General features: G+C 57.2%; 16 protein-coding genes and 4 pseudogenes. 14 read left to right on the top strand and 6 right to left on the bottom strand.

The features are described 5' to 3' along the window. Positions 1–200 precede the first annotated feature (200 nt). From hisC to IVB05_RS10110, 6 genes are all read right to left on the bottom strand, one after another. Complete coding sequence (gene hisC, locus IVB05_RS10085) at positions 201–1,319, bottom strand: histidinol-phosphate transaminase (RefSeq protein ID WP_247520619.1); 1,119 nt, start codon at positions 1,317–1,319, stop codon at positions 201–203. A 490-nt stretch (positions 1,320–1,809) separates the two neighbouring features. Then, complete coding sequence (locus tag IVB05_RS10090) at positions 1,810–2,916, bottom strand: branched-chain amino acid ABC transporter substrate-binding protein (protein ID WP_247784029.1); 1,107 nt, start codon at positions 2,914–2,916, stop codon at positions 1,810–1,812. 919 nt (positions 2,917–3,835) lie between these two features. Then, positions 3,836–4,537 carry a MerR family transcriptional regulator gene (locus IVB05_RS10095; protein ID WP_247784030.1) on the bottom strand — a complete coding sequence of 234 codons (702 nt, stop codon included), beginning with the start codon at positions 4,535–4,537 and terminating at the stop codon, positions 3,836–3,838. 669 nt (positions 4,538–5,206) lie between these two features. Further along, positions 5,207–5,512 carry a hypothetical protein gene (locus IVB05_RS10100; RefSeq protein ID WP_247784031.1) on the bottom strand — a complete coding sequence of 102 codons (306 nt, stop codon included), beginning with the start codon at positions 5,510–5,512 and terminating at the stop codon, positions 5,207–5,209. Between the two features lie 728 nt (positions 5,513–6,240). Continuing rightward, complete coding sequence (locus tag IVB05_RS10105) at positions 6,241–7,185, bottom strand: LysR family transcriptional regulator (protein ID WP_247784032.1); 945 nt, start codon at positions 7,183–7,185, stop codon at positions 6,241–6,243. Between the two features lie 845 nt (positions 7,186–8,030). Further along, on the bottom strand, positions 8,031–8,975 hold the full coding sequence (locus IVB05_RS10110) for a LysR family transcriptional regulator (protein ID WP_247784033.1): 945 nt from the start codon (positions 8,973–8,975) through the stop codon (positions 8,031–8,033). A gap of 876 nt (positions 8,976–9,851) precedes the next feature. Here IVB05_RS10110 and IVB05_RS10115 point away from each other — a divergent pair. The 14 genes and pseudogenes from IVB05_RS10115 to IVB05_RS10175 form a co-directional block, all read left to right on the top strand. Next, positions 9,852–10,484 (top strand): NodA family N-acyltransferase, encoded by a 633-nt coding sequence (locus tag IVB05_RS10115; RefSeq protein WP_276578744.1) that lies wholly within the window; start codon positions 9,852–9,854, stop codon positions 10,482–10,484. A gap of 3 nt (positions 10,485–10,487) precedes the next feature. Then, positions 10,488–11,141, top strand: a complete 654-nt coding sequence (nodB, locus tag IVB05_RS10120; RefSeq protein ID WP_247786644.1) for a chitooligosaccharide deacetylase NodB — start codon at positions 10,488–10,490, stop codon at positions 11,139–11,141. Positions 11,142–11,155: 14 nt separating this feature from the next. After that, positions 11,156–12,508 carry a chitooligosaccharide synthase NodC gene (gene nodC / locus IVB05_RS10125; RefSeq protein WP_247784035.1) on the top strand — a complete coding sequence of 451 codons (1,353 nt, stop codon included), beginning with the start codon at positions 11,156–11,158 and terminating at the stop codon, positions 12,506–12,508. A gap of 24 nt (positions 12,509–12,532) precedes the next feature. Then, positions 12,533–13,162 (top strand): nodulation methyltransferase NodS, encoded by a 630-nt coding sequence (gene nodS, locus IVB05_RS10130; RefSeq protein ID WP_247784036.1) that lies wholly within the window; start codon positions 12,533–12,535, stop codon positions 13,160–13,162. Positions 13,163–13,174: 12 nt separating this feature from the next. Beyond that, positions 13,175–14,884 carry a nodulation protein NodU gene (gene nodU / locus IVB05_RS10135; RefSeq protein WP_247784037.1) on the top strand — a complete coding sequence of 570 codons (1,710 nt, stop codon included), beginning with the start codon at positions 13,175–13,177 and terminating at the stop codon, positions 14,882–14,884. A gap of 9 nt (positions 14,885–14,893) precedes the next feature. Continuing rightward, a pseudogene (gene nodI, locus IVB05_RS10140) lies at positions 14,894–15,809 on the top strand (nodulation factor ABC transporter ATP-binding protein NodI). 3 nt (positions 15,810–15,812) lie between these two features. Continuing rightward, positions 15,813–16,601, top strand: a pseudogene (locus IVB05_RS10145) (ABC transporter permease). 119 nt (positions 16,602–16,720) lie between these two features. After that, on the top strand, positions 16,721–16,843 hold the full coding sequence (locus IVB05_RS43495) for a hypothetical protein (protein ID WP_256473229.1): 123 nt from the start codon (positions 16,721–16,723) through the stop codon (positions 16,841–16,843). Between the two features lie 213 nt (positions 16,844–17,056). Beyond that, positions 17,057–19,102, top strand: a complete 2,046-nt coding sequence (locus IVB05_RS10150; protein ID WP_247786645.1) for a carbamoyltransferase — start codon at positions 17,057–17,059, stop codon at positions 19,100–19,102. 69 nt (positions 19,103–19,171) lie between these two features. Continuing rightward, positions 19,172–20,171, top strand: a pseudogene (locus tag IVB05_RS10155) (nodulation protein NodZ). Between the two features lie 985 nt (positions 20,172–21,156). Beyond that, positions 21,157–21,936 (top strand): SDR family oxidoreductase, encoded by a 780-nt coding sequence (locus IVB05_RS10160; RefSeq protein ID WP_247786646.1) that lies wholly within the window; start codon positions 21,157–21,159, stop codon positions 21,934–21,936. A gap of 279 nt (positions 21,937–22,215) precedes the next feature. After that, positions 22,216–23,976: a nif-specific transcriptional activator NifA gene (gene nifA, locus IVB05_RS10165; protein ID WP_247786647.1), complete on the top strand. Its 1,761-nt coding sequence runs from the start codon at positions 22,216–22,218 to the stop codon at positions 23,974–23,976. A 470-nt stretch (positions 23,977–24,446) separates the two neighbouring features. Then, the gene (locus IVB05_RS10170; RefSeq protein WP_247520607.1) at positions 24,447–25,289 is read left to right on the top strand and encodes an electron transfer flavoprotein subunit beta/FixA family protein; all 843 of its coding nucleotides are present in this window, start codon (positions 24,447–24,449) and stop codon (positions 25,287–25,289) included. A gap of 18 nt (positions 25,290–25,307) precedes the next feature. Further along, positions 25,308–26,292, top strand: a pseudogene (locus tag IVB05_RS10175) (electron transfer flavoprotein subunit alpha); the annotation flags it as partial. Between the last annotated feature and the right edge of the window lie 11 nt (positions 26,293–26,303).

Here is a 26,303-nt window from a genome sequence, read left to right on the forward strand (position 1 = left end):
CTCCTGTGTTGTGGTCGTTGCGACGTTCATGCCGCCCACGATTGTTCTTCCGCCTCGACGGCTTTAACGACCATCAGAGAGTAAGGGTCGACCCGTGGCCACTGTTCGTCGTTTAGCCAGAACTGACCTCTGCCCTTGGCGTAAATCGCACTCATCTTTTGTGACCTGGTACGATCGCCGAGGTAACGCAAAAGGAGACATTAACTGCGCGAAGCGGGCGGTCTTCCAGTTCTTAAGAACTCAGATATGTAACCGACTGCTGCGAGAAACGCGTCCATTTGCGATCTCGTGCCAATGCTAACCCGGATACAATTTTCCAGGTCTTCATCAGGAAAGAAGGCAACGAGTATCTTTTGCGTTTCCAAGGCTGCCTGCCACCATCTACCGTCTTTGCCCTCCGGCACTCCGGCTAGCAAGAAGTTTGCATGGGAGGGTGTTACAGAAAAGCCAAGTTGCGACAGAGCGGTCGTAACTCGCTGTCTTTCGTGCCTGATATGTCTATGGTTCTCCTCGTAAGCGGCGCGATGCGCCAGGACGCTGATGCCCATCGCATGCGCGACCACATTCATGTTGAAGACGTTCTGGATATTACGTAGCCTCCCAATGAGCTCGGGGTGGCCGAAACCGAAGCCGACGCGAATGCCAGCGGCAGCATAGCTTTTCGAGAATGTTCTGAGGAGAAGAAGATTCGAATAGCGACTGACGAGGCGCATACCGTTATCGGGTGCGAAGTCTACATAGGCCTCGTCCAAAACGATTAACCGGTTCGAGTTTGCCACGAGGCACTCGATATCGGATATCCGAACGAAGGATCCGGTCGGATTGTTCGGGTTAGCTAACACAATGAACTTGGCATCTTTCGCGGGACCAAGAAGCAATTGCTCCATAGGCAAAGAATCAGCATCGCGCGATTTGATTTCGAGCAATCGAGCGCCCTGCAACATGGCAAGTTTTCGGTTGAACGAAAAGCCCGGCGAGATCATTGCCAGGCTGTCGCCCGGGGCAAGAAAAGCTCTGTAGATTAGCCCGAGAAGCTCAGACGATCCGTTACCGGCGATTACATGATCTTTCGATAGGCCGTAAGCATCGGCGGCTGCTTTCCTCAAGCCAATATTGTCATCTTCCGGATATAGATATTGCCGCTCGAGAGCCGCCATCGCACTTTGCCACACCATTGTTGGTAGTGGAAATGGGTTCTCATTCGTGTTTAGCTTCACGTAGCTAGCATCCGGTGCGGGCCGGCCGGACGGCACAGCATCTAATTGTCTCGCTGCCTGCGAAAGAGAAGAGAGCACACCTTGCAATTTTGCATCAGACACATCGTTCTCCTTTAAGCCGCCGAGGCGATTCGGATTGTCAGCATGCCGACCCGTTGCGCCGGCGATGGCAGAGCTGGATGCCTCATTGGGATAACAAGACGGCAGCCATCCAAATCTTGCTGGGGGCGGCAGCTCGAACTGCCGAGTTTCTTAGAGGTTGGTGAACCTGCCGCTACGTGCCAACCCCAGCGAAGCCGAAGATAATCGTCGGCGGTCGAAGTTTTGCGCGATCTGGCGGCTCAATGCTGGAATGGGATTGGCTGTCATTCTTGAGTTGGCCAGAATGACATTCCAGCATTAGTCCAGGTGCCAGGCAAAACTAATGCCGCGCCCTCGTCGCCTTCCGGAAGACGCATCCGGGGTAGGGTAGGACCGCAAGCATCGCGGAGAGCGCGAGAAGCAACGCGAGTAGCTCGCCATTTGCGCTGTTGCGGAGGTTTCATGATTTCCTTCATTGGCTGAATATGCGGGGCCGTCGCGACGATCAGTTCTACTCGACGGGTTCGACAATACTGTCGTGCCAGCGGTAAACTACGAAGCCGGGAGACGCGTTGTCTCCTTTGGTATCAAATCGGATCGTCCCGACTACTGTTTCGATCGGCTGCGAACGAAGCGCCGCTGCCACCCGGGTGGCGTTGAGGGAGCCGGCCCGCTTCACCGCGTCCGCCCAAGCTTGGACGGCCGCATAGGCGTAGAGCGTATAGCCTTCCGCAGACAGTTTGGAAGCCTTGAGTCTAGCCACGACGTCCGCGGCTTGGGAATTCTTGGTGGCATCGGGCATGAAGGTGAACAGGGTGCCGTTTCCGGCTCTGCTCGTGATGGCCCAGAATTCGTAAGTCATCAACGGATCGTTCGCCATGATCGTCAAAGCTGCGCCTGCGTCTGCCGCCTGGCGCACAATCAACCCGATCTCGGTGTAATAGCCGCCAATATAGGCGATCTGAATTCCGTCCCTCTTCATCCTTGAGACCAGGGCCGTGTAGTCCTTTTCGCCGGCTGCATAGCTTTGCCGAATGACGTTTTTGCCCGCTTCCCGAAGACGCGACTCGACGACATCGGCAATACCCTTGCCAGCGGTGCTCTTGTCGTCAAGTACGGCAATTTTGTTGTTCGGGTAGTGTCGCAGGATGTATTGGGCTGCCACGACGCCTTGTTGGTCATCGCGGCCGCAGATTCGAAATACCGTCTTGAGACCACGCTCTGTCAGCTGCGGATTAGTTGTGCCGGGCGAAATTTGAATAACTTGCGCTTCAGCGTAAATGTCGGAAGCTGGGATCGAGGAAGAAGAACAAAGGTGGCCAACGACCAACTTGACCCGATCCGCCGTCAGCCGATTCGCTACTGCGACAGCCTGCTTGGGATCGCACGCGTCGTCGGCGACGCTCAATATGACCTTTGTACCGGGAAGTAGGCCCGAGGCATTCAAAGCATCAACGGCCGCGGCAGCACCCTCGCGCAGCTGCACACCAATCGCAGCAGTGCTTCCGGTCATCGGTCCGGCGACGGCAATATTAATGTCTGCAGCGGGCGCAGTCGAAACCAAAGCACAAGCAAGGATGGCTGCACTCGCGGCTGAACTGACACGATAAATTGACATTCGGAGCTCCCGATATGGCCGGAGTTTGCGGTCAGTCGTGCTGTGCGCCTGACCTTCTGAGGTGTCGCTTAGTCGCGAGCCGGGCTCGCGCTGATCAAACTCATGTAACACCATGATTATCATCCATTTCGGCCACGTAGACGCCGAGAGCTCTCGCCCAGAAGTCCATCACGTACTGCAGGTCCAGGCGATCCTCCACGGATAGCCGGAGTAGTCTCTGACCGTTCTGCCAAGAGACCGCGCCACCTACTTTGAGATCGTACAACTTGACGCTGCGTGCGATTCAAGCCCCCTCAAAGGCTCTTCGATGAATATGGCCAAACGGGCAGGCCCCAGAAGCAGACGAGGAAAACTTGAGAAAATGCAGCGCATGCCTCAAAGCATCTGGCACGAACCAGAAGGGACGTTCGCTCGCCACCGTTGGAGATTTCGCTCGGAATTACGAAAGATGTATGCAGAAGGATCTTTCAACTCGGAACACCGACCCAGGCTCGTTTCGAGTTGCCAAGTCCGAGCGGTCAGGTGTTGAGCAAGCTGCTCGGGCTCACCAGTGGTCAGGACGTCTCACCCCCGAGACAGGATCGTGCCTGGTCACAAGGTACATTTCACTCTCCGCTCTTGGTGCTGCTCGCGCCATTGGCTTGGGAATCGCTTGGGACGACGGCTTCGAGCATCAGACTTCAGACGCCGGAGGTACTTGCAAGCCGACCGGCGCCGCCATAGGGGCCTGTCAGATTGCTGTGTAGATCGGACGTTGGTTCTACATTTGCCTTAAAGGCCGCTCGTGGCTCGAAGCGCATGACCGGCTAATCGAGATCTAAATCGGCTGCTTGATTGAGAACCGACGGGTTCCGAAGCGCGCTGGCTGAACGCAAACGGCAGCCGCGCACGGATTAGGCGCGAGTGCCAGCACGGCTAATCACTGTAAGGCGGCAAGTGCAAGATCGAGATACTGCATTAGTCCGGGATCCCAGCCAGCCAAATTGCGAGGTGCGCTCAATCGCGCAAGAACTTTCAGTATCGTTGAAGCTGTTGATTCCGCTCCTGCGACTTCGGTGATTAGCGAGCGCGCTTGAAGGGCCACAGCAGTGACCCGTTCGCTGCAAGGATGCTCGCCTCTAATCATACAATCGCGCAACTCCTCGTGGATCCGTTGCCACCGCTCCTCTCGATTTGGGTCTGAGGCGCATCTGCATCGGGGCGTTTGAGCGCGTTTCTCAACCCGCGACATTGCATCTAAGGTCGCAGGTAGCTCATCCACACTGACATGTACTTCGTCATCCGTGGTCATGTTACGTAAACGATCTCGCAACAGGGTCGTACGTTCGACTTGAACTTCGATGCGCTCCAAGTGGTTGCGCAACAGGTCGGTAAGCGAAGAGCTGCCTTCCATGGCTCCGCGGATCTCCTCAAGTGAGAAGCCAAGCGCACGCAGTGCTAGAATTTGGTTCACTCGTTGTACACTGTCGCGGTCGTACATTCGGTGGCCACCATCAGTGCGCTCCGCCGCACTTAATAGCCCTATGTGCTCGTAGTGATGCAGAGTGCGTACCGTTACGCCGGTAGCCTCTGCAAGTTCGCCAATGCGCCATCGACGCCTTCGTGGTGTAGCTTTGGTCATGTTTCTCAGTTTCCAAGCCTACAACCTGACATCGCGTGAGATTTAAGCTATTGAATGATCTAGCTGAACCGTCTTCCATTCGAGCGCAAGCAAGGTGACTTTGCTCATATCGCCGATTGATTAAGCGGTGATGCGATGGTGACTATCAAGATCATCAGGAACGTCAATTAGGCTTCGCTGGCTGCTGCGCTCGATGTTGGCGAGTGCCGTACCATTCTTCGCTCATTCGTATCAAGACCGGTAACGTCGCGAATATTTCATCAGAATGTTTCCTAAGATCGAGAGGCTCTTCCGCTCGTACAAACCACTGCATCGCCGCAACGTTTTGGCTCCGCTAGTGAAGGGCGAAGCCAAGCTCATGCAGCGATCGAATTTGATATACTCGTTCTACGCCCTCACGGTCGTACATCCGCTGAGCGCCGTTGGTCCGCTCCGACGCACCTACTGGCCTGTGTGCTTGCAGTGATGCAGGATGCGTACCGTTATGCCGGCAGCCTCTGCAAGTTCGCCAATGCGCGTCGACGCGTTCGTGATGTAGCTTTGGTCCTGTTTCTCGGGCTGCGAGGCTACAACCTGACGTCGCGTACGAGTCAAGACATTTCAAGGGTCTAGTGAACCGACGTCCATTGCCGCCGCAAGCAACGTGACTCTCCCCAGAGTGCCAATTGATCAAGCGGCAGATGCAACGGCGTCCATCAAATTCCTCAGGGTTGCCAAGTCGCTCTCGCTTGTGGCTTCACGAGCGAGAACAAGCTTGGCGAGTTCCGTTCGATTCTCTGGTGTTTGCATGGATGCCGGTAACGCCGCGAATGCTTCATCAAGAATCTTTCCCAAGGCCGAGAGTTCTTCCGGATCGTAGACGCCACTGTATTGCTGCAACATCGGCTCCTTATTTATCATCGCGCCAAGTGGGCGCACATCGTCCAGTTTGTTTGGTGCGGTAGAGTCAAATGGAGACAAACCGGCGACGTACATCGACGAAATGCAATTCGCATTCAAGTGATGCAGTTTTGCAACACGGTCGCGCTGTGCTTTGACTTGAATCGCAGAGGCGATATCGGACCACTTTCTCTAAAGAATAGCCCAGCCAAGTGGTCTCTATATGCAGGCGGATTGGCCGGGTGAAGAGTACGAAGTCTCACATTCGCAGGGACGCAGATCCTGAGGGATGGTTGCAAGAAATGCGGAAAGCCGAATGCGTGTGTTGATCGGCAGCCGAGGCTGAGAAGAACGACGATAGGGTAAGCGATCGAGTGGCGACGGGCTGTCCGACATGCTCGCGTTACAGGTGATGCGCTACTCGAAGTCCTCGAAGTATAAATTATAGCGATAACGATGCGCATCGCGACCCGCGGGAGTGACCCGCCAGCAGGCGATCATCCTCGCAGCGCCACTAATAGACCGATGCGATGCTGGCTCATCGTCGCCCGTGTAGAGTCGCCGAGTATCTTAATACGCTATCCAGGACGCAGCGTGTTGACAAAGGACCAATGCTGCTATCATTGAATTGATAACATTGCGAACCGCTTGGGCGGGGGATCCGTGCGCGCGCCGCAAATTGTCGCCCATTCAGGTGAAGCGAGAAAGCCGTCACGTAAACGTACTTAGTGGGTCGCGCTTACGAAAAATGAGGGCCAGTTCGCACTAAGGATCTAGATCCTGATTGATGTGAAGAGCAGGTGATGAGACGTTCTGCCTAAATTTCAAGAACGGGTGGACATTTGCGTGGTCTTACGCGCAGAAGCCATTCGGGAAGCCTCCTGCAATAATATCTCGCGCATCCAGATGCTTGCCGGATCGCTGTTGTGAAAGGCAGGCCATTGTACGGCCTCAGTGAATGCGGGAAGTGACAGTGGAAGTTGAATGATCCGCAGATGCATCGTTTCTTCGAAATGCTCAACCAGCCTTCGTGGCATTGTCCCTATGCGGCCGGTGTCTAATAGCATAGGCGGGATCATGCTAAAGCCCTGCACAACGACCTCGATACGTCTCTTGAGACCATGTTCGAGCAAGAAACATTCCTCGATCGAGGACTTTCGCGTCAGCCCGAACCGGACCGCAACGTGCCCCATCGACATGTATCTCTCGAATGTAAGCTGCCTTGGCAGCTGCTTGTTGGAACAGCAGCCTACACACACAAGTGTCTCCTCGAACAGTGTCGCTTTAGGATGCTCGTTCGACATGAACAATTTTGGTAAGATAAGAAAATCGACTTCACCGCGCCGGAGAGGCTCGTCCGGCTCATCGGCCAGTGGCAGCAGTTCGAAACTGACGCCGGGAGCTTCCCGGGCGGTACGGTTCACGATTCTCGGAAAAAACACGACTGTCATGAAGTCGGAAAGGATGATCCTGAAACGGCGATTCGAACGCGCTGGGTTGAACGTATCCCGCGAAATAATGGAGCGCCGGATGTGCAAGAGAGCCTCGCGAATTGGGGCGGCCAGCTCTTCCGCACGCACTGTTGGGACAAGTTCGCGGCCCCTCATCGTAAATAGCTCATCGCGGAAATAGGCGCGCAGTCGGGCGACGGCCGCGCTCATGGCCGGCTGGCTCAAGTTGATGCTGCGTGCCGCCGCGGTAAGGTTGCGCTCGGTCATCAAAGCATCGAGCGCGACGAGAAGATTTAGATCAAGGCCTTCAAAACGCATGTCTGTTACTCTGTTGAAGGCGGCGGCGAGTCCTGTGACAGTTTCACTCTCCTCGCCAAGACCCGAGGTCCGCAACGGAATCTGCTGGCCATCGGGGATCGCTATCGCGCCCAGCCATTCCCAAAATTATAGCGCCCCAGATCTCGTATTCGATCGGAAGCACGTCGGTCCGCGCGAAGGAGAGCTGACCGGGCGTGGAAATCGCTCGTAGTTTTGAAGTACGCCATCACGGTAACATTCGCTCGGAAACCCTCCACGATCACAGCGACGCTAGCGCTTGCCGCTACGCCGGTGGCTTCAGCGCTTTTGCAATGGCCAATCGCCGGCTACGTGATGTTGCTGGACTCATGGTCGAAACTCCAGCCCTGCTTACAACCTGACGCAGCGTGCGATTCAAGCGATTTGTCGTTTAGGTATCGTGTCCTGGCAGGCGGGCGTCTTCTCTTGATTGAAATGCATTAGTTGCGATGATGCTGGTATGCCAAATGCCGACTGCCGCGCTCGCCGATGATCATCTCGTTCGCGTTGGGCCAGTTCTGAGAACATTTCGCTTCACGGCTGTTGCCGGAACGCTCAAGGTCCCGGCGTTCAGGAGGAGGATTGTATCGCTTGACCACACGACAGAGTCGGTACCTGGCATCGATTTCTTGATGGCAATTCGGCGCGGGCTGCGGCTGTTCGACTGTGCAATCCCATTCGTGCAATAGAGGGCGTTCGTGTCCTCTTGCAGGGCTAGCCATCCGAGGGATTGGCAGGCAGGGAGCTTATCTGGGCCGGCTGCTCTTGAAGCCCCTAAAGATATATCTCGATTGGCGAAGAGCGGGTGGTCAGACGCGGCGAGCAAACTAGCAGTGCCTGCGACGTCGCGTGGCCTCTTGGGGAGAAGCCATGCGGGACGCCTCCTCCAATATTATCTGCCGCATCCATATGCTTGCCGGATCAGTATTGTGAAGGGCAGGCCATTGGAGGGCCTCCGTGAATGCGGGAAGTGGCAGCGGAAGATCGACTATCTGCAGAGGCGTGGTCTTTGCGAAATGCTTGGCAAGCCTTCCGGGCATCGTTGCTACACGGCCGGTGTTCAATAGTATAGGCGGGATCATGCTAAAGCCCTGCACAACGACCTCAATGCGTCTCTTGACACCGTGTTCGAGCAAAAACCATTCCTCGATGGAGGGCCTTTGCGTCGACCCGAACTTGGCCGCGACGTGCCCTATCGACATGTATCTCTCGAATGTAAGCTGCCGTGATAGCTGCTTGTTCGTGCGGCAACCCACGCACACGAGCGTCTCCTCGAACAGTGCCGCTTTAGGGTGGACGGTCGACATGAACAACTCTGGTAAGATAAGAAAATCGACCTCGCCGCGCCGAAGAGCCTGATCGGGGTCGTCCGAGAGAGGCAGGAATTCGAAGCGGACGGCGGGAGCGTCCCGCGCGACACGGTCCACGATCTTTCGGAAGAACACGACTGTCATGAAATCGGAAAGGTTGATCCTGAAGCGGCGATCCGATCGCGCTGGATTGAACGTATCCCGCGAAATAATCGACAGCTGGATGTGCAGCAGAGCCTCCCGAATTGGGACGGCAAGCCCTTCCGCACCCGGTGTTGGGACAAGTTCGCGGCCCCTCATCGTAAATAGTTCATCACGAAAATAGGCGCGGAGCCGGGCGACTGCCGCGCTCATGGCTGGCTGGCTCAGGTTGATGCTGCGCGCTGCAGCGGTGAGATTACGCTCGGTCATCAGAGCGTCGAGCGCGACGAGGAGATTCAAGTCGAGGCCTTTGAAACGCATGATCTTGAGCTATCCATGCTGTGAATGGGTTACATAAAAACAATCGATTTTACCAATTTTGTGGAATGACGGATAGCAAAAACGTCAGTCAAATCGAATTCAGGCAACCAGGCTGATTAACGAACTTTGCCCTGGCTCCAAGAGAACTCAAGTGTTTGCTGAGCATCAACTTAACCCTGCCATTGCCGCGAGATTCGGCGGAATGCGTAAGCCGCATCACCATGGGTCGATGCGACAAGCGCCGCGTAGTTCGCATGGCCGCCGACTGCCGATAAACCTTCGTATAGTCTTTCCAACTCTGAGTATATCGGCAGCTTACCTCCGTGCTGCTGAACCGGCGCTCGACTCCGTCTTAGCTTCTCGAAGACACCGGAGTCGAATACAGGCGTCAAATACGTCTGCGCTTCGGCCAAATGGATGGCGCATCCCTCGCAGTCAAATTGTGCCAAAACTGCAGGGAAAGTCCCTCGTAGGTTTGGTACGAGTGCCAAGGGCGCTGGACCTAATCTCCGTCACAAGTGCTTATCGATCTTTCCGTGATGAGTTGACGGACATGCTCTTTTCGCTGGGTTACATCCCAGAACCGGTCCAGAGCGCAGATAAGTTCCAAAAATGCAGTCGCTTTCTAAGAGCGTCCTTCTTGATCGCGGAGATGCAGTTAGACGGGGATGCTCGCGATCGAGCGACGCGAGCATCTGGTCGCATCTGGAAGAGCGATCCCAACCATTCTGCTCACGGACCGTCCTGGGGACGACCGGCCGCGCGCGCTACGTGCCAGCGTGTCCCGTTACCTGAGCAGGCCATTCAGCGAGCGCGAACTGCTCGCATGCATCAACAACCCCACTCTCAGACACCGGACAGTGCGCAGGGGCAGCCATGAACATAGTCCTCTCCAGTTCAGCGAGAGGTCTCTCAATGCGCTCTCAGGTGCAGTGGAGGGTGTGCTGGGAAAATGAGTTACGACTCGCCGACCACATCGAACTGTCCGAGTTCTTTCGAGAGACCTACGGACCGATCGGCGAGTTTAATGCAAATCTGTTCGAAGGCGGTCGAAGTTGGGCCGGCGCGAGGCCTGAGGTCCGTGTCATTGGCTATGACACGCGCGGCGTAGCTGCTCACATCGGGGCACTGCGGCGCTTCATCAAAGTCGGAGAGGTCGACCTACTGGTGGCCGAATTGGGATTGTACGGTGTACGTCCGGATCTTGAGGGACTCGGAATCAGCCACTCAATGCGCGTGATGTATTCAGTACTCCAGCAGCTTGGCGTGCCATTCGGCTTCGGCGCGGTTCGGCATGTGCTGAAGGAACATCTTACAAAGCTGCTCGAGCGGCCCGGTCTGGCCACCGTACTCTCGGGCGTTCGCGTGCGGTCAACCCTCCCAGATGTATATCCTAACTTGTCGCCCACGCGCACGGAAGACGTGCTCGTTGTGGTTTTGCCAATTGGACGGCCGATCAGCGAGTGGCCGACTGGTACGTTGATTGATCGGAACGGGCCAGAGCTGTGAGATATCTCGACTGCTTGTCCCGCAGTGCGTAGCGAGTGCGCTGAGGCCGCCGGGGATCGCAGCGTCTATTTGACGTTTGACGACGGTCCTAATCCGCTTTGCACATCGGATGTCCTCGACGTGCTGGCGGAACAGCGGGTGCCGGCGACGTTCTTTGTTATCGGCGCGTACGCAGCAGACCAGCCGAAACTAGTCCAACGAATGATCGCAGAAGGGCACGAGGTCGCAAACCACACGATGAATCATCCGGACCTATCCAGGTGCGAACCGGCCGAAGTGCAATTTGAAATACTAGCGGCGAGCAGCGTCATCAGAATGGCGTGCCCCCAGGCCTTGGTGCGACACATCCGTGCGCCGTATGGCATGTGGACCGAACAAGTGCTCGCTTCGTCAGCGAGGGCTGGACTGGCTGCTCTGCACTGGTCGGTCGACCCGCGAGACTGGTCTCGTCCTGGCGTGGACGCAATTGTCGCGATGGTGCTGGCCTCTCTCCGGCCAGGTGCAATTGTGCTCCTGCACGACGGATGTCCTCCCGACGAGTTGGGACGGGGCACTCACGCTGGTCTGCGCGACCAGACCCTGAAGGCGCTCTCTCGCCTCATTCCAGCAATCCGCGGCCGTGGATTTGCAATCCGCTCGCTTCCTCAATCTCACTGAACAGACACGCCCCTATGAACCTGCTTGCCACAACCAGCACTGTCGCTGTCTTGTCTTATGCGTTGCTCTCGACTGTCTATAAGAGCGTGCAGACGCTTTATGCTCTGCCGACAGACGTCTCATCGCTGGACAATGCTATCGACACCGAAGCTCTGCCGAGCGTGGATGTCATCGTCCCCTGCTTCAACGAGGGCCCGCGTACGCTCTCGGCGTGCCTAGAGTCCATCGCAAGTCAAGACTACGCAGGAAAACTGCAGGTCTATGTTGTTGATGACGGTTCTGGAAACCTCGACGATGTGGCGCCCGTCCACGAGACCTACACGGACGATCCGAGGTTTAAGTTTGTTATGCTGCGAGAGAATGTAGGAAAGCGCAAGGCGCAGATCGCCGCAATACGGCGCTCATCTGGAGACTTGGTGCTCAACGTCGACTCGGACACGGTACTCGCCCCCGATGTGGTTACGAAGCTTACCCGAAAGATGCAAAATCCGGCGATCGGCGCGGCCATGGGGCAGTTGACAGCCAGCAACCGGAGCGACACCTGGCTCACCCGATTGATTGATATGGAGTACTGGCTGGCTTGCAACGAAGAGCGCGCGGCACAGGCTCGCTTCGGTGCCGTTATGTGCTGCTGCGGCCCCTGTGCTATGTACCGCCGGTCCGCGCTTCTTTTACTGCTAGATCAGTACGAGACGCAATTTTTTCGGGGAAAGCCGAGCGACTTTGGTGAGGATCGTCATCTCACGATACTCATGCTGAAAGCAGGGTTTCGAACCGAGTACGTTCCTGACGCCATCGCGGCAACGGTCGTCCCGGATAGCCTAAAGCCGTATCTTCGCCAACAACTCCGCTGGGCACGAAGCACTTTCCGGGACACGCTGCTTGGATTGCGCCTGCTCTCCGGTCTCGATCGCTATCTTACCCTAGACGTTATCGGGCAGAATCTCGGTCCGCTATTGCTCGCCCTGTCACTACTAACGGGACTCGCGCAACTCGCACTCACAGCCACAGTGCCGTGGTGGACGTGTATCATGATCGCAGCAATGACCGCGGTCCGCTGTAGCGTGGCAGCTTTTCGTGCTCGCCAAGTGCGATTTCTCGGCTTTTCTCTGCACACACTCATCAATCTCTTTCTCTTACTTCCCGTGAAAGCCTACGCGTTGTGTACCTTGAGCAACAGCGATTGGCTGTCACGGAAGGCTGCCAGCGTACCGAACAAGGGTGAACAGCAGGTCGTCATACGAAAATCGAGCGCTGGACCAAACGCTACAGGAGCTTCGGGAGTTTCTGGGTCAATTCGCAGGACGGATCTTTCGCGCGGCTCGTCGAGGTTGGCGACCTCTGACGGCGTTTGCAGCGGCCAGTGATTCTTCAACCGAGGTGGACGATCTGTGCGCTTGAACGAGAAGTATGAATTGTTAGAACGGGAATTGGCCGCCGACGATCCGTGGCGGCTCGACGGTAGTCCGTTCGAGCGGGAGCGTCACACGCAGATGCTCCGGCTATCAATTTCCCAAGGGGTCATCAGAAATGGTCTCGAAGTCGGGTGCGCGGCCGGCGCATTCACGGAAAAGCTAGCACCTCACTGCCAACGGCTCACGGTGATTGATGTCGTGCCGCGAGCGATTGGTCGCGCGTCCGCACGGACGAAGCGGTGGTCGCATATTGCGTGGACAGTCTCCGATATTCAACAGTTCTCGACCGCCGAGCGGTTCGATCTGATCGTCGTGGCGGAAGTTTTGTATTACCTCCGTGACGTGGCCGAGATGCGCACGGCCATTGACAAGCTGGTGGGTATGCTCGCGCCGGACGGGCATCTGATTTTCGGATCAGCCCGAGATGCCAACTGCCGGCGCTGGGGTCACGCTGCTGGTGCCGAAACGGTCATCGCCATGTTGAACGAAACCTTGGTCGAGGTCGAGCGCGTGCAGTGCCAGGGTGTGTCGGATAATGAAGACTGCTTGATCGCCTGCTTTCGGCGTCCGTTTCGATCTTCAATTCAATCGAATCGCCAACTTTAATAGGGAGGCACTATGCGCATCTGCGGCATCAAGCTGACGCATGACGGGGCTATCGCTCTTGTGGAGGACGGGCGGCTGGTCTTTTGCGTCGAGCAGGAGAAACGTGACAATAATCCGCGGTATCAATCCATCGACAATCTTGATGCGGTTGTTGTCGCTTTGGCCGAGCATGGTCTGGATCCGCAGGATGTAGATCAGTTCGTCATCGACGGCTGGGACGGGGAGGTCGAGTCGCAATTCCAGGTCCTCAGTGGGGCGACACCTATCACTCTCAAAGGGGCGCCGTATGTTGAGCGCCATGCCGAAGGCCTTCTCACTTCGCGCGACGGTTCTAGCCTGATGCTTGACGGCAGGGTCTTCCCTTATAGAAGCTATCCGCACGTCACAGGCCATGTGGCCTCCGCATACTGCACGAGTCCTTTTGCCAAAACCGGACAACCCGCCTTCTGCCTGGTATGGGATGGGTCCATCCTTCCACGTCTCTACTACGTAGAACCCGGCGGCGCGCGCTTCCTCGAATGCTTGTTTCCGATCATAGGCCATGCTTATGCTGTCGCGGGCCATCACTTCGGACCTTATAAACGGGCGAGCCGTACCAGCTGGGACCTAGGTGTTGCCGGCAAGCTGATGGCCTACATCGCGCTCGGGTCTGTTGATGAAGACACCGTTGCGTTGTTTAAGGAGCTCTACGAGGAGCGCTTTGCGGCCGACACGGAGCATGCTCGACGCTACCGTGCCGAGATCAACAGCGCGGAGTCCTCACTTGAGGCTATGCACGACTTTTTCGACGCGAGCGCGCTTCGGTTGAAAGCCAAGCTGCCCGAAGATGTACTTGCATCGTTTCATAGTTTCCTCGAGCGTCTCCTCGTCCGGGAAATTGCTGTTGCTTTGCAGCGACATTCACGTCCGGGACCGCGCAATTTATGCATAGCCGGTGGTTGCGGTCTCAATATCAAATGGAATAGTGCACTTCGTGCTACCGGACTGTTCGATGATGTCTGGGTGCCGCCCTTTCCGAACGACAGCGGCTCGGCAATCGGTGCCGCTTGCTCCGCAATGGCGGCGGAGAAAGGCTTCGTTGCGCTGCAATGGTCGGTTTACAGCGGCCCGGCTCTGGCACCCAGCAGCAACGCCTCGTCCGAATGGGACGCTGCGCCATGCAGTATGCGTGAACTCGCTACCATCCTCGCGAGCAAAAAGCCCGTGGTGTTCCTGGCCGGCCGCGCCGAACTTGGACCACGGGCATTGGGCGGCAGAAGCATTCTCGCAGCCGCGACATCGGCGGGAATGAAGGACCATCTCAACGACATCAAGCTTCGTGAGGTCTTCCGGCCAGTGGCGCCGATATGCCTGGAGGACCGTGCGCCGGAAATTTTCAGCCCCGGAACGCCTGATCCTTACATGCTTTTCGATCACCAGATACGGGCAGAATGGTGGGACAAAATTCCTGCTGTTCTACACCTCGACGGATCTGCGCGATTGCAGACCATTCCAAGAACCTCTCAGCACAAAGTGGCCGAGCTTCTCGTCGAATATGAAAAACTCACCGGCATTCCGCTACTTTGCAATACGAGTGCCAACCACCATGGACGCGGGTTTTTTCCGGATGCCGCAGCGGCCTACCAGTGGGGAGGCGTTGAACACGTCTGGTGCGACGGCCTGCTGTGGACCAAAACCGTTGTAAGTGAGCGATCGCCGGCCGAACGACTTCTTTCAGTCTAGGATCAACGTATGTCCACCGCAGCAATCGACTTTACCGGCCGTAGGGAAGTCATAATGGCGACAAGATTGCCGTCAACGGGCTGTCGTTCGCCGTTGCGCCGGGAGAGTGCTTCGGCCTGCTGGGGCCGAACGGCGCGGGCAAGAGCACGATCGCGCGTATGGTCCTCGGCATGGTACGGCCTGATGCGGGCAAAATCACAGTGCTCGGCGAGCCGGTCCCCGTACCCGCAACCTTGGCACGCGTGCGTATCGGCGTGGTGCCGCAGTTCGACGACCTTGAACTCGAGTTCACCGTACGCGAGAACCTGCTCGTATTTGGGCGCTACTTCAGAATGAGCGCACGCGAAATCGAAGCGATCGTGCCGTCACTGCTTGAGTTCGCCCGCCTCGAAAGCAAGACGGATGCGCGCGTCGCCGGCCTATCCGGCGGCATGAAGCGGCGGTTGACGCTGGCGCGTGCGCTGATCAACGACCCGCATTTGCTGATAATGGACGAGCCGACCACTGGCCTCGATCCGCATGGACGCCATCTGGGAACGCCTGCGATTACTTCTGGCCCGCGGCAAGACGATTCTTTTGACCACTCACTTTATGGAAGAGGCCGAGCGGTTGTGCGATCGGCTGTGTGTGCTCGAGAATGGTCGCAAGATCTCCGAAGGCAGGCAAGCCTCATACGCTGATCGATGAGCAGATCGGATGCGACGTTATCGAGATCTATGGCGGCAATCCGCATGAGTTGTTGGCGCTGATCAAACCTTACGCGCGCCGCATCGAAGTCAGTGACGAGACGCTCTTTTGCTATGCGCCAGATCCGGAGCAGGTCCGCGTGCGGCTGCGCGGGCGCGCGGGTCTACGCATTCTGCAGCGTCCTCCGAATCTAGAGGATGTCTTTTTGCGGCTAACCGGGCGCGAGATGGAGAAATGAATCGTGGGTGAAGGCTACATGGCGGCCATGCCTGCGAACGCATATAACTGGGTCTCGGTATGGCGTCGGAATTTTCTGGCATGAAGGAAGGTCGCGCTTGCATCGCTTCTGGGGAAGCTCGTCGATCCCATGACAAATCTCTTTGGTCTCGACTTTGGCCTCGGAAATATTGTGGGGCGCGTTGACGGCGCTTCATACATCGCGTTTGTAGCGGCTGGCATGGTGGCGACGAGTGCGATGATCTCCGCGAGCTTCGAAGCGATGTACGCGACGTTCGCCCGCATGGATGCCAAGCGAACTTGGGAAGCAATTTTGTACACGCAGCTCACGCTAGGCGACATCGTCCTCGGTGAACTGGCGTGGGCAGCGACAAAGGCCGTTCTGGCCGGAACTGTAATCGCGATTGTTGCCGCCACATTGGGCTATGCCGAATGGCCGTCAATTCTTTATGTGCTGCCAGCAATCGCTCTCACTGGTCTCGTCTTCGCGAGCCTTGCGATGGTCGTCATATCGCTTGCGCCCAGTTACGAGTATTTCGTCTTTTACCAGACGCTCTTCATCACGCCGATGATCTTCCTCTGCGGCGCAGTCGTTCCGGTAGCCCAGCTGCCCAGCATCTTTCAAAGCGTGGCGGGCGTACTGCCGCTGGCACATTCGGTCGACCTCATCCGGCCCGCGATGCTGAGGCGCCCGGCTGGCAGTGCAGCCTTCCGTATCAGTGCGCTTTGCATATACGCGGTGATACCGTTTTTCCTGTCGACGGCGCTGTTTCGCCGGCGCCTCATGCGTTAATGCGACGTTCCGCAGAAGCGATGGAGACACACGATGTTGTACCGCCAATTGTGCCGCGACAGCTCGAGACGGCGCAGCATACGGCAGTCACATGTACGGTGCCGTTTTGGAAGGACGACATGACTGGTGCTCAGCGCGCTATCTTTGTCGACTGCCTGCCCTCTGCTGCAAGCACCCCAGTGGGCGCGGCCTCTGTGCCGCAACTGAAGCGCGAAATCGCGCGCATGGATGTCAACCTGTGAGCGAAGGCGATCCAGTGAATTTGTCAGCAGTATGGAACGCGGGCGCCACAATGGCTGAGCTCATATCGTTGAGTAAGCCGGGCACCACGTAAGAATCCTTGGATGCTGGTGATGTCTGAATGGCGTTCGCAGCCGCGAGCGACAGTGCAGCTTAGTGGAACGATGCTGAAATCAGGCCAATAGGGCCTCCTGTCACGAGGAATGGAGAGCAAGATGCTGTGTCTGGGACTGAGCGGCGGGTTGGATAAAGTATATGAAAACCCACTCGAGCTTGGGAATACATTTCTGCACGATGGCGCGGCAGTGCTCGTCCGGAACGGACGCGTTATTGCGGCGGTCGAAGAAGAGCGCCTCAATCGGATCAAGCACTCTAACAAATTCCCGAGTAGTTCGATTCAATACTGCCTTTCGGCTGCGGGAGTTCAGCTCAGTGATATCGATCGTATCGCGTTCTACGCTACCGAGGCCTATTCGAATGCCATGCTCGAACGTCTGGTCATTTCCAACCCAGACGTCTCCATTCCATTGGATGCCAAACTGTTGCTGCGGAAAATGCTGGAGCAGGAGTTCGGCACTGAGGTCGATGCTTCGCGTGTCTCATTCGTAAGCCACCATATGGCGCATGCCGTCAGCGCGTTTGCGATGTCGGGATTCGACCAAAGCTTGATTTTCGCGATTGATGGCGGTGGTGATTTCCTCTCTGGGCTCTTGGCACGAGGTTCTGGAACCGAAGCTACGCAAGTCGAAACGTTCCCGGAGAGCAATTCTCTGGGGCTATTTTATCTCGAGACGATCCGGTATCTCGGCTATGGATTATTCGACGAATACAAGGTCATGGGGCTTGCACCTTACGGGGATCCCGCGCCCCACCGCGAGCTTTTCAAGCAGTTCTACGAACTCTCCGACAATGGACGTTACCGGGTCCACCTGGACCGCATCGGTCCGACGTTGCTCCGCAACATCGAGGTTCGACGAAAGGGAATGCCATTCACGCAGCAGCATCGAGACGTAAGTGCTTCATTGCAGGAAGCGCTGGAGCGGATCGTGTTTCATATCCTCAGGCATCACCGCGGGGCCACCGGTATGAAGCGGTTATGCCTAGCTGGAGGGGTAGCCCACAACTGCAGCTTGAATGGTAAGCTGCTGTATTCCGGGCTCTTCGAAGACATCTTTGTGCAACCCGCGTCTCACGATGCTGGCTGCGCGTTAGGCGCTGCACTAATGATTTCTAACGAGTTCGGCCAACCGGCGCCGCGCGAGCGACTGCAGGAAGTCTATTGGGGTCCTGATCTCGGGAGCGACCGCACCGTGGAGCAGGAGCTAAATTCATGGGCCGGCCACCTCGACGTTGAACGTAGTGATAACGTGGCACGGAGTGCAGCCGACTGGATGGCTAATGGAGCGGTGATCGGCTGGGTGCAGGGTCGTTCGGAGTTCGGGCCACGTGCACTTGGCAACCGCAGCATTCTTGCCGATCCTCGGCCTGCCGCAAACAAGGACCGGATCAACGCGATGGTCAAAAAGCGCGAGGGCTATCGACCGTTCGCGCCATCAGTGCTTGAGGAGGATGCGCGCGAATTTTTCGACCTGCCTGATGGCACGCACGAATTGCCCTTTATGAACTTCGTCGTTCGCGTGCACCGCGCCAAGCGTGACTTGCTCAGCGCCATCACGCATGTTGACGGTACGGCGCGGCTGCAAACAGTGTCGCGCAAAGCGAATCCGGCCTACTGGGAGCTTATCAGTGAGTTTAAGAAGCGGACAGGAATTCCGGTTCTGCTCAATACGTCCTTTAACAACAATGCCGAGCCAATCGTGGATTCGGTTGCAGACGCCATTGCCACATTTCTGACCACAGAGCTAGATGGACTTGTGGTCGGGCCCTTCCTCGTCAAAAAACGGGCGACAACGTTAAAGGACTGGAGCTCACTCGCGGTTTCGTTGCCGGCTTATGCATCCCTTCATCGCGTCCGCGCTTACACAGCCCGAGATCGCCAGGAGACTTTGTGCGGCATCCGTGTGAGCTCGTCCAGCCGTGGCGCTGTGCGTATTTCCCATGATTTGTTCGATCTGCTGATGGGGATCGAGGGCGAAGCCCTGCTCGGGGATCTCCTCGAGAAAACTACGTTCGATCAGGCTAGGCGTGAGGTTCTCGTCAAGGAACTTCGGGAGTTGTGGGAGCTGCGCCTCGTTCGAGTACATCCACCATATGCCGCTCGGGTGCATCGAGACCGCGATCAAATGCCAGACGAAGCATAACAGCGGCCAGAATAGGAGATCTTCAATAATGTTCATATCCATGCGGTATCCTGCAGCGGGCCGACGCAAATGCTCGTTGGAGGCTCGATGAACGATCGGTTCGTGGTTTCTCGACGACGTACTGGTTTTGGCGATTGTCTGTGGTCGCTCGCGGCAGCTTGGCGTTATGCGCAGCGGACGGGGCGGACCCTAGCCATCGATTGGCGTGGCTCCTGTTATTTGGACGAACCCTTCACCAACGCCTTTCCAGTCTTTTTCGAACCAATTCAAGACATCGCTGGCGTACGCGTCATCTGCGATGACCAGATTAATCAGTTCTCATTCCCGGGTCCGTTTTTCCCCGACTGGTGGAATAGGCCATCGATCGACAGCGTTTACCGGCCAGATGAACAAATCTTCCGAGAACGTGACGAGCTCAGCCATCTATTCGAAACCCTACAGCATAGTGAAGCTAACACCGTGGTGTGTGATGCTTGTCTGATGTCGCGTTGCGATGAGGATGTGGAACGACATATATTTCAGAGCATCACACCGCGATCTGAAATCCACGCTCGAATTGATGCGATCTATCAGGAACACTTCAAGGACTACACCGTTGTCGGGGTTCATATTCGACACGGCAACGGCGAAGATGTTATGGAGCACGCGCCGTACTGGGCCGATCCAGAGCTCCCCTTACGGGCAGGTATGCACTGCGATTCGTAAGGCCAAAGGGTTACCGCATCAAAGACCTATAAGGGTGTTCTTGTGCACGGACAGTGCGCAGGTCCTTGATCGGGTGTCGGGTGTGTTTCCCGATCTATTTACTATCGAAAAACGTTTCCAGGCGCATCAGACTGGGCCATTACATAGTGCAGCCCTCGGGGCCGATCGCGGTGTTTCCGCTCTCATCGATATGTATCTTCTTGGGCGTTGCGATACCGTGATCCGTTTTCCGCCGACTAGCGCCTTCACGCGCTATGCGAGCCTTTTCGTGCCCCGAGTCATTGGGTTCGACTTGAATGATTTCAGTCGTTTGATCTGGAATGAAAAATCGTCCGCTGTTATCTCGGTTGGGTGCAGATCATAACCAGCATTGTCGTGGATCATATCGCCCCTTAGCATTGCCCCTATAGCCCCTCGGTCCTGTCGACGATGTTGTTTCCTCTGCAAGGATTAGCGTTCGACAACAGGGGGAGCATCGACGAGTGCCCGGGGGGCGCACTCCGCGGGGGCGGACTCCTTCGCAGACCAGCATGCTTGTGATCGTGAGGGCGGGGGCGTCTGAGAAATCCATTGTTTTCAGCTTCTGGTCGCCTCATCATTCAGCCGGAGAAGCTGGCATCGTTGACCAAAAGGTGCAGAGCGTCCGCCGACAATGGTGCCACTTCGCATGCGAACCTCACGTAAAGCGTGAGCCACGTTAGATTACAATCCCCAGCGACTGCCGGGCGACAGTAAGAATCGCGACGTGTCGTACTTTCCCACTTCCTAGCCTTGATATGGGAAGGCGTTCGTCTTAGTTCATCTGCTCGCTTCATGGGATAAGCGGACCCAGTCGATCGGGAGAGGATGAATTGGAAATGAATATCGACCTTATCCTGGGTCTCAGGACGCGCGGAGTGTCAAGCAACCACACGTCATCCGTCGCACATAAAGGGTCGAATTAAGTGAGATCGATAGCTGTTGTGTATCGACCCAACTTAGGTTGCGGACCCCACCTGGCTGCATCAGCAGCGGGCAACTAGCGACCATCGCCAATGCCGCACGGTACCCGCTTTGAGGATGCGCCGGGCCTATGCACCGCGCCACGCACCGACGTGTTTGCGGGCACTCGCATTCGGCTTGGTGCGCGCAGCGCATTGCTGCTGTCCGAAGCCAAACGGGCCTATGTCTGGAACGATCCAAACTGTCGCGAACACGACACTCGGCCGCAGAACTACAGAGGTTCGTCTGCATCGCAACTGGCCCAAATCCTGCACGGTCGCTCACGGGCAAGGACAGAATCGGAGGCGTGTTTGAGTTCCGACCGGAGAAATGACGATGCCGTTGCCGATCCATCGTCGGCGACGGATGTGCGCTGTCCATTTCAGACCGATAGGGGCCCCATCCCGCAGGGAGAGCAGAAGACTGTGCTGTTGACCGGGGCATCGCGTGGCATCGGCCACGCCACCGGAAAGCTATTTTCGCAAGCGGGTTGGCGCGTCATTTCTTGCGCGCGCCAGGCCTTCGATGGCGGGCTATGCCCTTGGAAGTCAGGTGCAGACGATCATATCCAGGTCGATCTCAGCAACCATCGGATGTTGCCTGGTGCCATCGCCGAGATCAAGAAGCGCCTTGCGGGCGCGCCGTTGCACGCATTGATCAACAATGCCGGCATTTCACCGAAGACCTCGAGCGGCACGCGACTGACGTCGTTGTCGACGTCAGTCGACACCTGGATGAGCGTGTTCCACCTCAATCTCGTGGCGCCGATTCTGCTCGCGCAAGGCCTTTTTCGCGAGCTGAAAACTGCGTCGGGATCAGTTGTCAACGTGACCTCAATTGCGGGTTCGCGGGTGCACCCGTTTGCCGGCAGTGCTTATGCGACGTCGAAAGCTGCGCTCGCCTGCCTAACGCGCGAAATGGCGCACGACTATGCGCCGCATGGCATTCGCGTCAATGCGATTGCGCCCGGCGAAATCAAGACGGACATTCTGTCACCTGACACGGAAGCCCGGCTCGTGCCAAACATACCGCTGCGCCGTGTGGGCACGCCAGAAGAGGTCGCGCGGGTCGTCTTTTTCCTATGCTCGGATGCGGCGAGTTATGTCACCGGCACCGAGGTTCCGATCAACGGTGGCCAACACCTGTGATCGTACGCACCCGGAATAGTCAATTCGCAGCTGATTTGAGTTACCTCAATCGAACTCGCGTTCGCCGAGAAAACTCGCGCGTCGATGTCGCGAAAAGTAAGCAGCAAAATCGAGGCACTATAATTTTACTGCCTTGTTTACTGTCGTGCCATGAAAATGCGTTATCTCTTGCCGTCATCCGTGAAAGTTGGCCCGAGATCGAGGATGGCATTGCAACACAGTACCCGCAAATCCGAACAAGGTGACAGGGAGGACGGCCAGAACAACGGAGACACGGTCATGCTGCATATCGCTTCTGTACGCGAAAGGCCTAACTCAAGGTCAGAAACGGACCTCGAGGTTACAATTGCGCCGTCGCATGAGAACGCGCTCGCCGGCATCTTCGAAATTGCGAAGCTTCTGACTGCTCCCTGCCGCCTCGAAGTCACATTGGCCAATGTCGTAGATCTTCTACAATCGCTTGTGCAGGTACGGCACAGCATCATCTCGCTTTTCGACGATGATGGCGTAGCGGACATAACCGTTGGCGCCGGATTGAGCGAACGCAGCGACGAGCGCGACCGGATGCGACCGCCGCAGAAGGCAATCGACCTGATCGCGGCGACGGAGGGGCCGCTCGTCGCCGAGAACGTCACGCTGCATTCTGCCTTTAGTGCTTCCGACCTGGATGTGCTTGGGGCCTCCGACGACATTCCGGTTTCATTCATCGGGGTTCCTATTCGCATCGATGCGAAAGTCGTAGGTGCGCTGACCATCGACCGCCTTTTGGACAGCAGGTCAGGTATCCGGCTCGATTACGACGTCATGCTGCTTACCATGATCGCCGACCTGGTCGGTCAGACGGTAAAGCTGCATCGACTGTTCGGGTGCGATCGCGAGCGACTTATGGCGGAGAAGGACCGGCTGCAGAAGCAGTTGTCCGAGCTAAAGCACCCGGTGCGGGAGGGGAAGAAGGTTAGTGTCGAGGGGATCATTGGCGACAGTCCGGCGCTGCGCGCGATGCTGGAGAAGATCGCTGTTGTAGCTAAGTCGAATAGCACCGTTCTGTTGCGCGGCGAATCCGGTACAGGGAAGGAGCTGGTCGCTAAGGCCATTCACGAGCGATCGGCCCGCGCTAAGCGGCCGTTCATAAAGCTCAATTGCGCGGCACTCACTGAGACGGTCCTCGAATCCGAATTGTTCGGCCATGAGAAGGGCGCCTTCACCGGCGCGTTCAATACACGTAAAGGTCGATTCGAGCTCGCCGACAAGGGGACCCTGTTTCTAGACGAGATTGGGGAGATCTCGGCCTCGTTCCAGGCAAAGCTGCTGCGCGTGCTGCAGGAGCAGGAATTTGAGCGCGTCGGCGGTAATCAGACCATTAAGGTCGATGTTCGCGTGATCGCCGCGACGAATAAGAACCTAGAAGAGGCGGTGGCAAGGAACGAGTTCCGAACCGACCTTTACTATCGCATTAGTGTGGTCCCCTTGCTGCTGCCGCCGCTGCGCGAAAGGCGCAGTGATATTCCGCTCCTCGCTGCTCAGTTTCTTAAGAATTTCAACAGCGAAAACGGCCGTACGTTGACATTCGATGCGAGTGCGATTGGAGTGCTGATGAACTGCGGTTTTCCTGGCAATGTCCGCGAGCTCGAAAACTGCGTGCAGCGGACAGCGACGCTCGCCCATGGACCATCGATTGTCAGAGACGACTTTGCCTGTTGCCACGGTCAGTGCCTTTCCGCGATTCTGTGGAAGAGCGCATCGGATGAGATAGCGCTGCAGCCGGGCCCAATTGTACCAGTGCCCGCGAAACCGGCCACATTCCAGGCTGCTCCATCGGCGGCGTTTGCGGTCTCGCCCGGCGGCAGCGAGCAGGCTCCGCTGGCGCCTGCCGGCGCACCTCTCGTCAGCGGTGCGAACATGGTCGATCGCGAGCGCGTTATCGCGGCTATGGAGAGGTCAGGCTGGGTGCAGGCAAAGGCGGCGCGCCTGCTTGGAGTGACGCCGCGTCAAATCGGATACGCGCTGAGGAAATACGGTATCGAGATCAAGCGTTTCTAATAGCGCGGTTCGCCTGAGCGCGTCAAACAAGCCGCCTCGTGATCTGAACGACGTCCGCTATGCATACGAGATTTGAGTTTGCTAGCGTGAGCTCATGCAGAGCCGAATCTCAAAAGATGCGTTCACCTCAGTGAGACGCAGAGGGCGATTTGCTCCTGTGATTCGAAGTATCATGGAGTACGAATCGGCTCAGGCGGTCACAGTCGCTCGTGAGCTATGCAGCTCCGCTACGGGAGCGGATCTACTAATGCATTGAGGGGAAGCGCATCCCGGGTCGGCCGCGCTCTTGTTAATCAATGGCGGTAGCTGTCGCATTCACGACGAATGTCGCAATTCTGGCGCTGGGGAACGTTGCCGACATTGTCATGAGCCTCGCACAAGCCCTTGTGTTGCTGTCCGTTTTCGAAATCGCTGCAATGGTACGAGGCTTGCTGTTCGTTCACAGGCCCACGTAACGCCTGGAGAAGCACATGCACAATGTCGTCTGCATCAAGCAGGTCCCTGACTCCGCGCAGATCCGTGTGCACCCCGTCACCAACACGATCATGCGCCAGGGGGTGCCGACCATCATCAATCCTTACGATCTGTTTGCATTGGAAGCCGCGCTCGAGCTGCGCGATAAATTTGGTGGCGAGATCACCGTCCTTACAATGGGGCCGCCGTCGGCCGAGGAATCCTTACGTAAGGCACTGACCTTTGGCGCCGATCGCGCCGTACTGCTCACCGACCGCTGCTTCGCGGGCGCCGACACATTGGCGACGACTTACGCACTGGCGACTGCCATCCGCAAAATCGGCAAGGAATACGGCCAGCCCGACCTCATCTTTACGGGCAAGCAGACCATCGATGGCGACACCGCGCAGGTTGGGCCCGGCATCGCGAAGCGGCTTCGTGTGCTACAGCTCACCTACGTCGCCAAGATCAGAGCCCTCGATCTCGCCGCACGCACGATTGAAGCGGAACGGCGCTCAGAAGGCGGCGTCCAGGTGCTGCGTACGAGACTGCCGTGTCTTATTACCATGCTGGAGGCGACCAACCAGATCCGCCGCGGCGCCATGGCGGATGCATTGCGTGCCGCCCGGGCCCAGATCGTGAAATGGAGCGCGCAGCACGCAGATGTCGAAGACATCTCAAAATGTGGTCTCAAGGGCTCGCCAACGGTCGTCAAGCGGGTCTTCGCGCCAACTGCGCGCGCTGAGAAGGCCGTATTGGTGGAGCCTGCCGAGCAACCGGCGGAAGCATTAATTGACGCCATGTTCAAGTACCAGCCGAGGCTTGAAGCCGACCTTGCAGCCCTGACCGGCGATCCCTGATCTGAAGCAGTTTTAGCGATGAGCACTGCAATAAAAGCTGCCGCGTCGATTAGGGAAGGGCGCGCTGCCGTCAAGAAGAACGCGGAGCATTTCAAGGCCGACAACCATTTCTGGGTAGGCATTGAGCAGGGGCGCGGCGACGTGCATCCCATATCCTGGGAGCTGATGGGAGCCGACCGCAAACTTGCGGGAAAGCTGAAGGTCGATGTCGCAGCCGTCGCGCTCCGCCTCGAGCGCGAGGCGATGCGCAATGCCGCGCGCGCATCCTCTTACGGCGCCGACATGGTGTATGCCGACTTGGTCTATAATGTGCAGCAGGAGCATCGCAAGGAGTTCTACACGAAGGCGCTGATCGACGCCGTCAACTCCCACAGGCCGACAATCCTGCCATCCCGGACGACGTTCGGCTGCGATCTGACCGGCTCCGTGACGGCCACGTTGCTTGCCGGCAGCACCTCGCTGCCGTGCACGATCTACAAAATGAATAGGACCGCAAATGGCCACCGTACGCCCGCGCGTGATGGCAATGCCCGAGCGCGTCACGCGCGATCTTGGCACTGTTATCATCTATTCCGTGGATCTGCTCAAAGCCGGCCTCGTCGCCAAAATGCTATCGTTTATACCTGGCCGCGAATCCGCTGAATCCAATCTCGCCTATGCCGGCGTCTTAGTTCCCCGCGGTTTGGGGTTAGGGTACCCCGGACAATCGCCAGCTCGGCGCAGCGCTTGCCGAATATGGCGCTCGCGTCCGTCGGTACAGAAGGGCCGTCTCACGTACGACGGGCAAATAGGGCAAGCCGGCAAGACGGCAAGCCGAGTCTGTATATCGCCTCCCGGTTTTTTCCGGCGCACCCAGCATCGTGTCGGCGTCGAAGGCACCGACCTGATCATCGGCAACAACACGCCGATCTTTCTTCACGCATCGGTAGCGCCAGCGACGCGAGCCAGTTTATGGCCGTCGCTCACAGCCGCATTGCGTGCGCGGCCATCGCCGCATTCGCGACCGGCTCGGAA

The organism is Bradyrhizobium sp. 170 (genome assembly GCF_023101085.1).
In the GTDB taxonomy this organism is placed as follows: Bacteria; Pseudomonadota; Alphaproteobacteria; order Rhizobiales; family Xanthobacteraceae; genus Bradyrhizobium.

Bases quoted from the DNA above. Each gene is read 5' to 3' on its own strand.
- IVB05_RS10090 (WP_247784029.1), bottom strand. From the start codon at position 2,916: ATGTCAATTTATCGTGTCAGTTCAGCCGCGAGTGCAGCCATCCTTGCT.
- IVB05_RS10095 (WP_247784030.1), bottom strand. From the start codon at position 4,537: ATGACCAAAGCTACACCACGAAGGCGTCGATGGCGCATTGGCGAACTT.
- IVB05_RS10100 (WP_247784031.1), bottom strand. From the start codon at position 5,512: ATGTACGTCGCCGGTTTGTCTCCATTTGACTCTACCGCACCAAACAAA.
- IVB05_RS10105 (WP_247784032.1), bottom strand. From the start codon at position 7,185: ATGCGTTTTGAAGGCCTTGATCTAAATCTTCTCGTCGCGCTCGATGCT.
- IVB05_RS10110 (WP_247784033.1), bottom strand. From the start codon at position 8,975: ATGCGTTTCAAAGGCCTCGACTTGAATCTCCTCGTCGCGCTCGACGCT.
- IVB05_RS10115 (WP_276578744.1), top strand. From the start codon at position 9,852: ATGAACATAGTCCTCTCCAGTTCAGCGAGAGGTCTCTCAATGCGCTCT.
- nodC (WP_247784035.1), top strand. From the start codon at position 11,156: ATGAACCTGCTTGCCACAACCAGCACTGTCGCTGTCTTGTCTTATGCG.
- nodU (WP_247784037.1), top strand. From the start codon at position 13,175: ATGCGCATCTGCGGCATCAAGCTGACGCATGACGGGGCTATCGCTCTT.
- IVB05_RS43495 (WP_256473229.1), top strand. From the start codon at position 16,721: ATGACTGGTGCTCAGCGCGCTATCTTTGTCGACTGCCTGCCCTCTGCT.
- IVB05_RS10150 (WP_247786645.1), top strand. From the start codon at position 17,057: ATGCTGTGTCTGGGACTGAGCGGCGGGTTGGATAAAGTATATGAAAAC.
- nifA (WP_247786647.1), top strand. From the start codon at position 22,216: ATGCTGCATATCGCTTCTGTACGCGAAAGGCCTAACTCAAGGTCAGAA.
- IVB05_RS10170 (WP_247520607.1), top strand. From the start codon at position 24,447: ATGCACAATGTCGTCTGCATCAAGCAGGTCCCTGACTCCGCGCAGATC.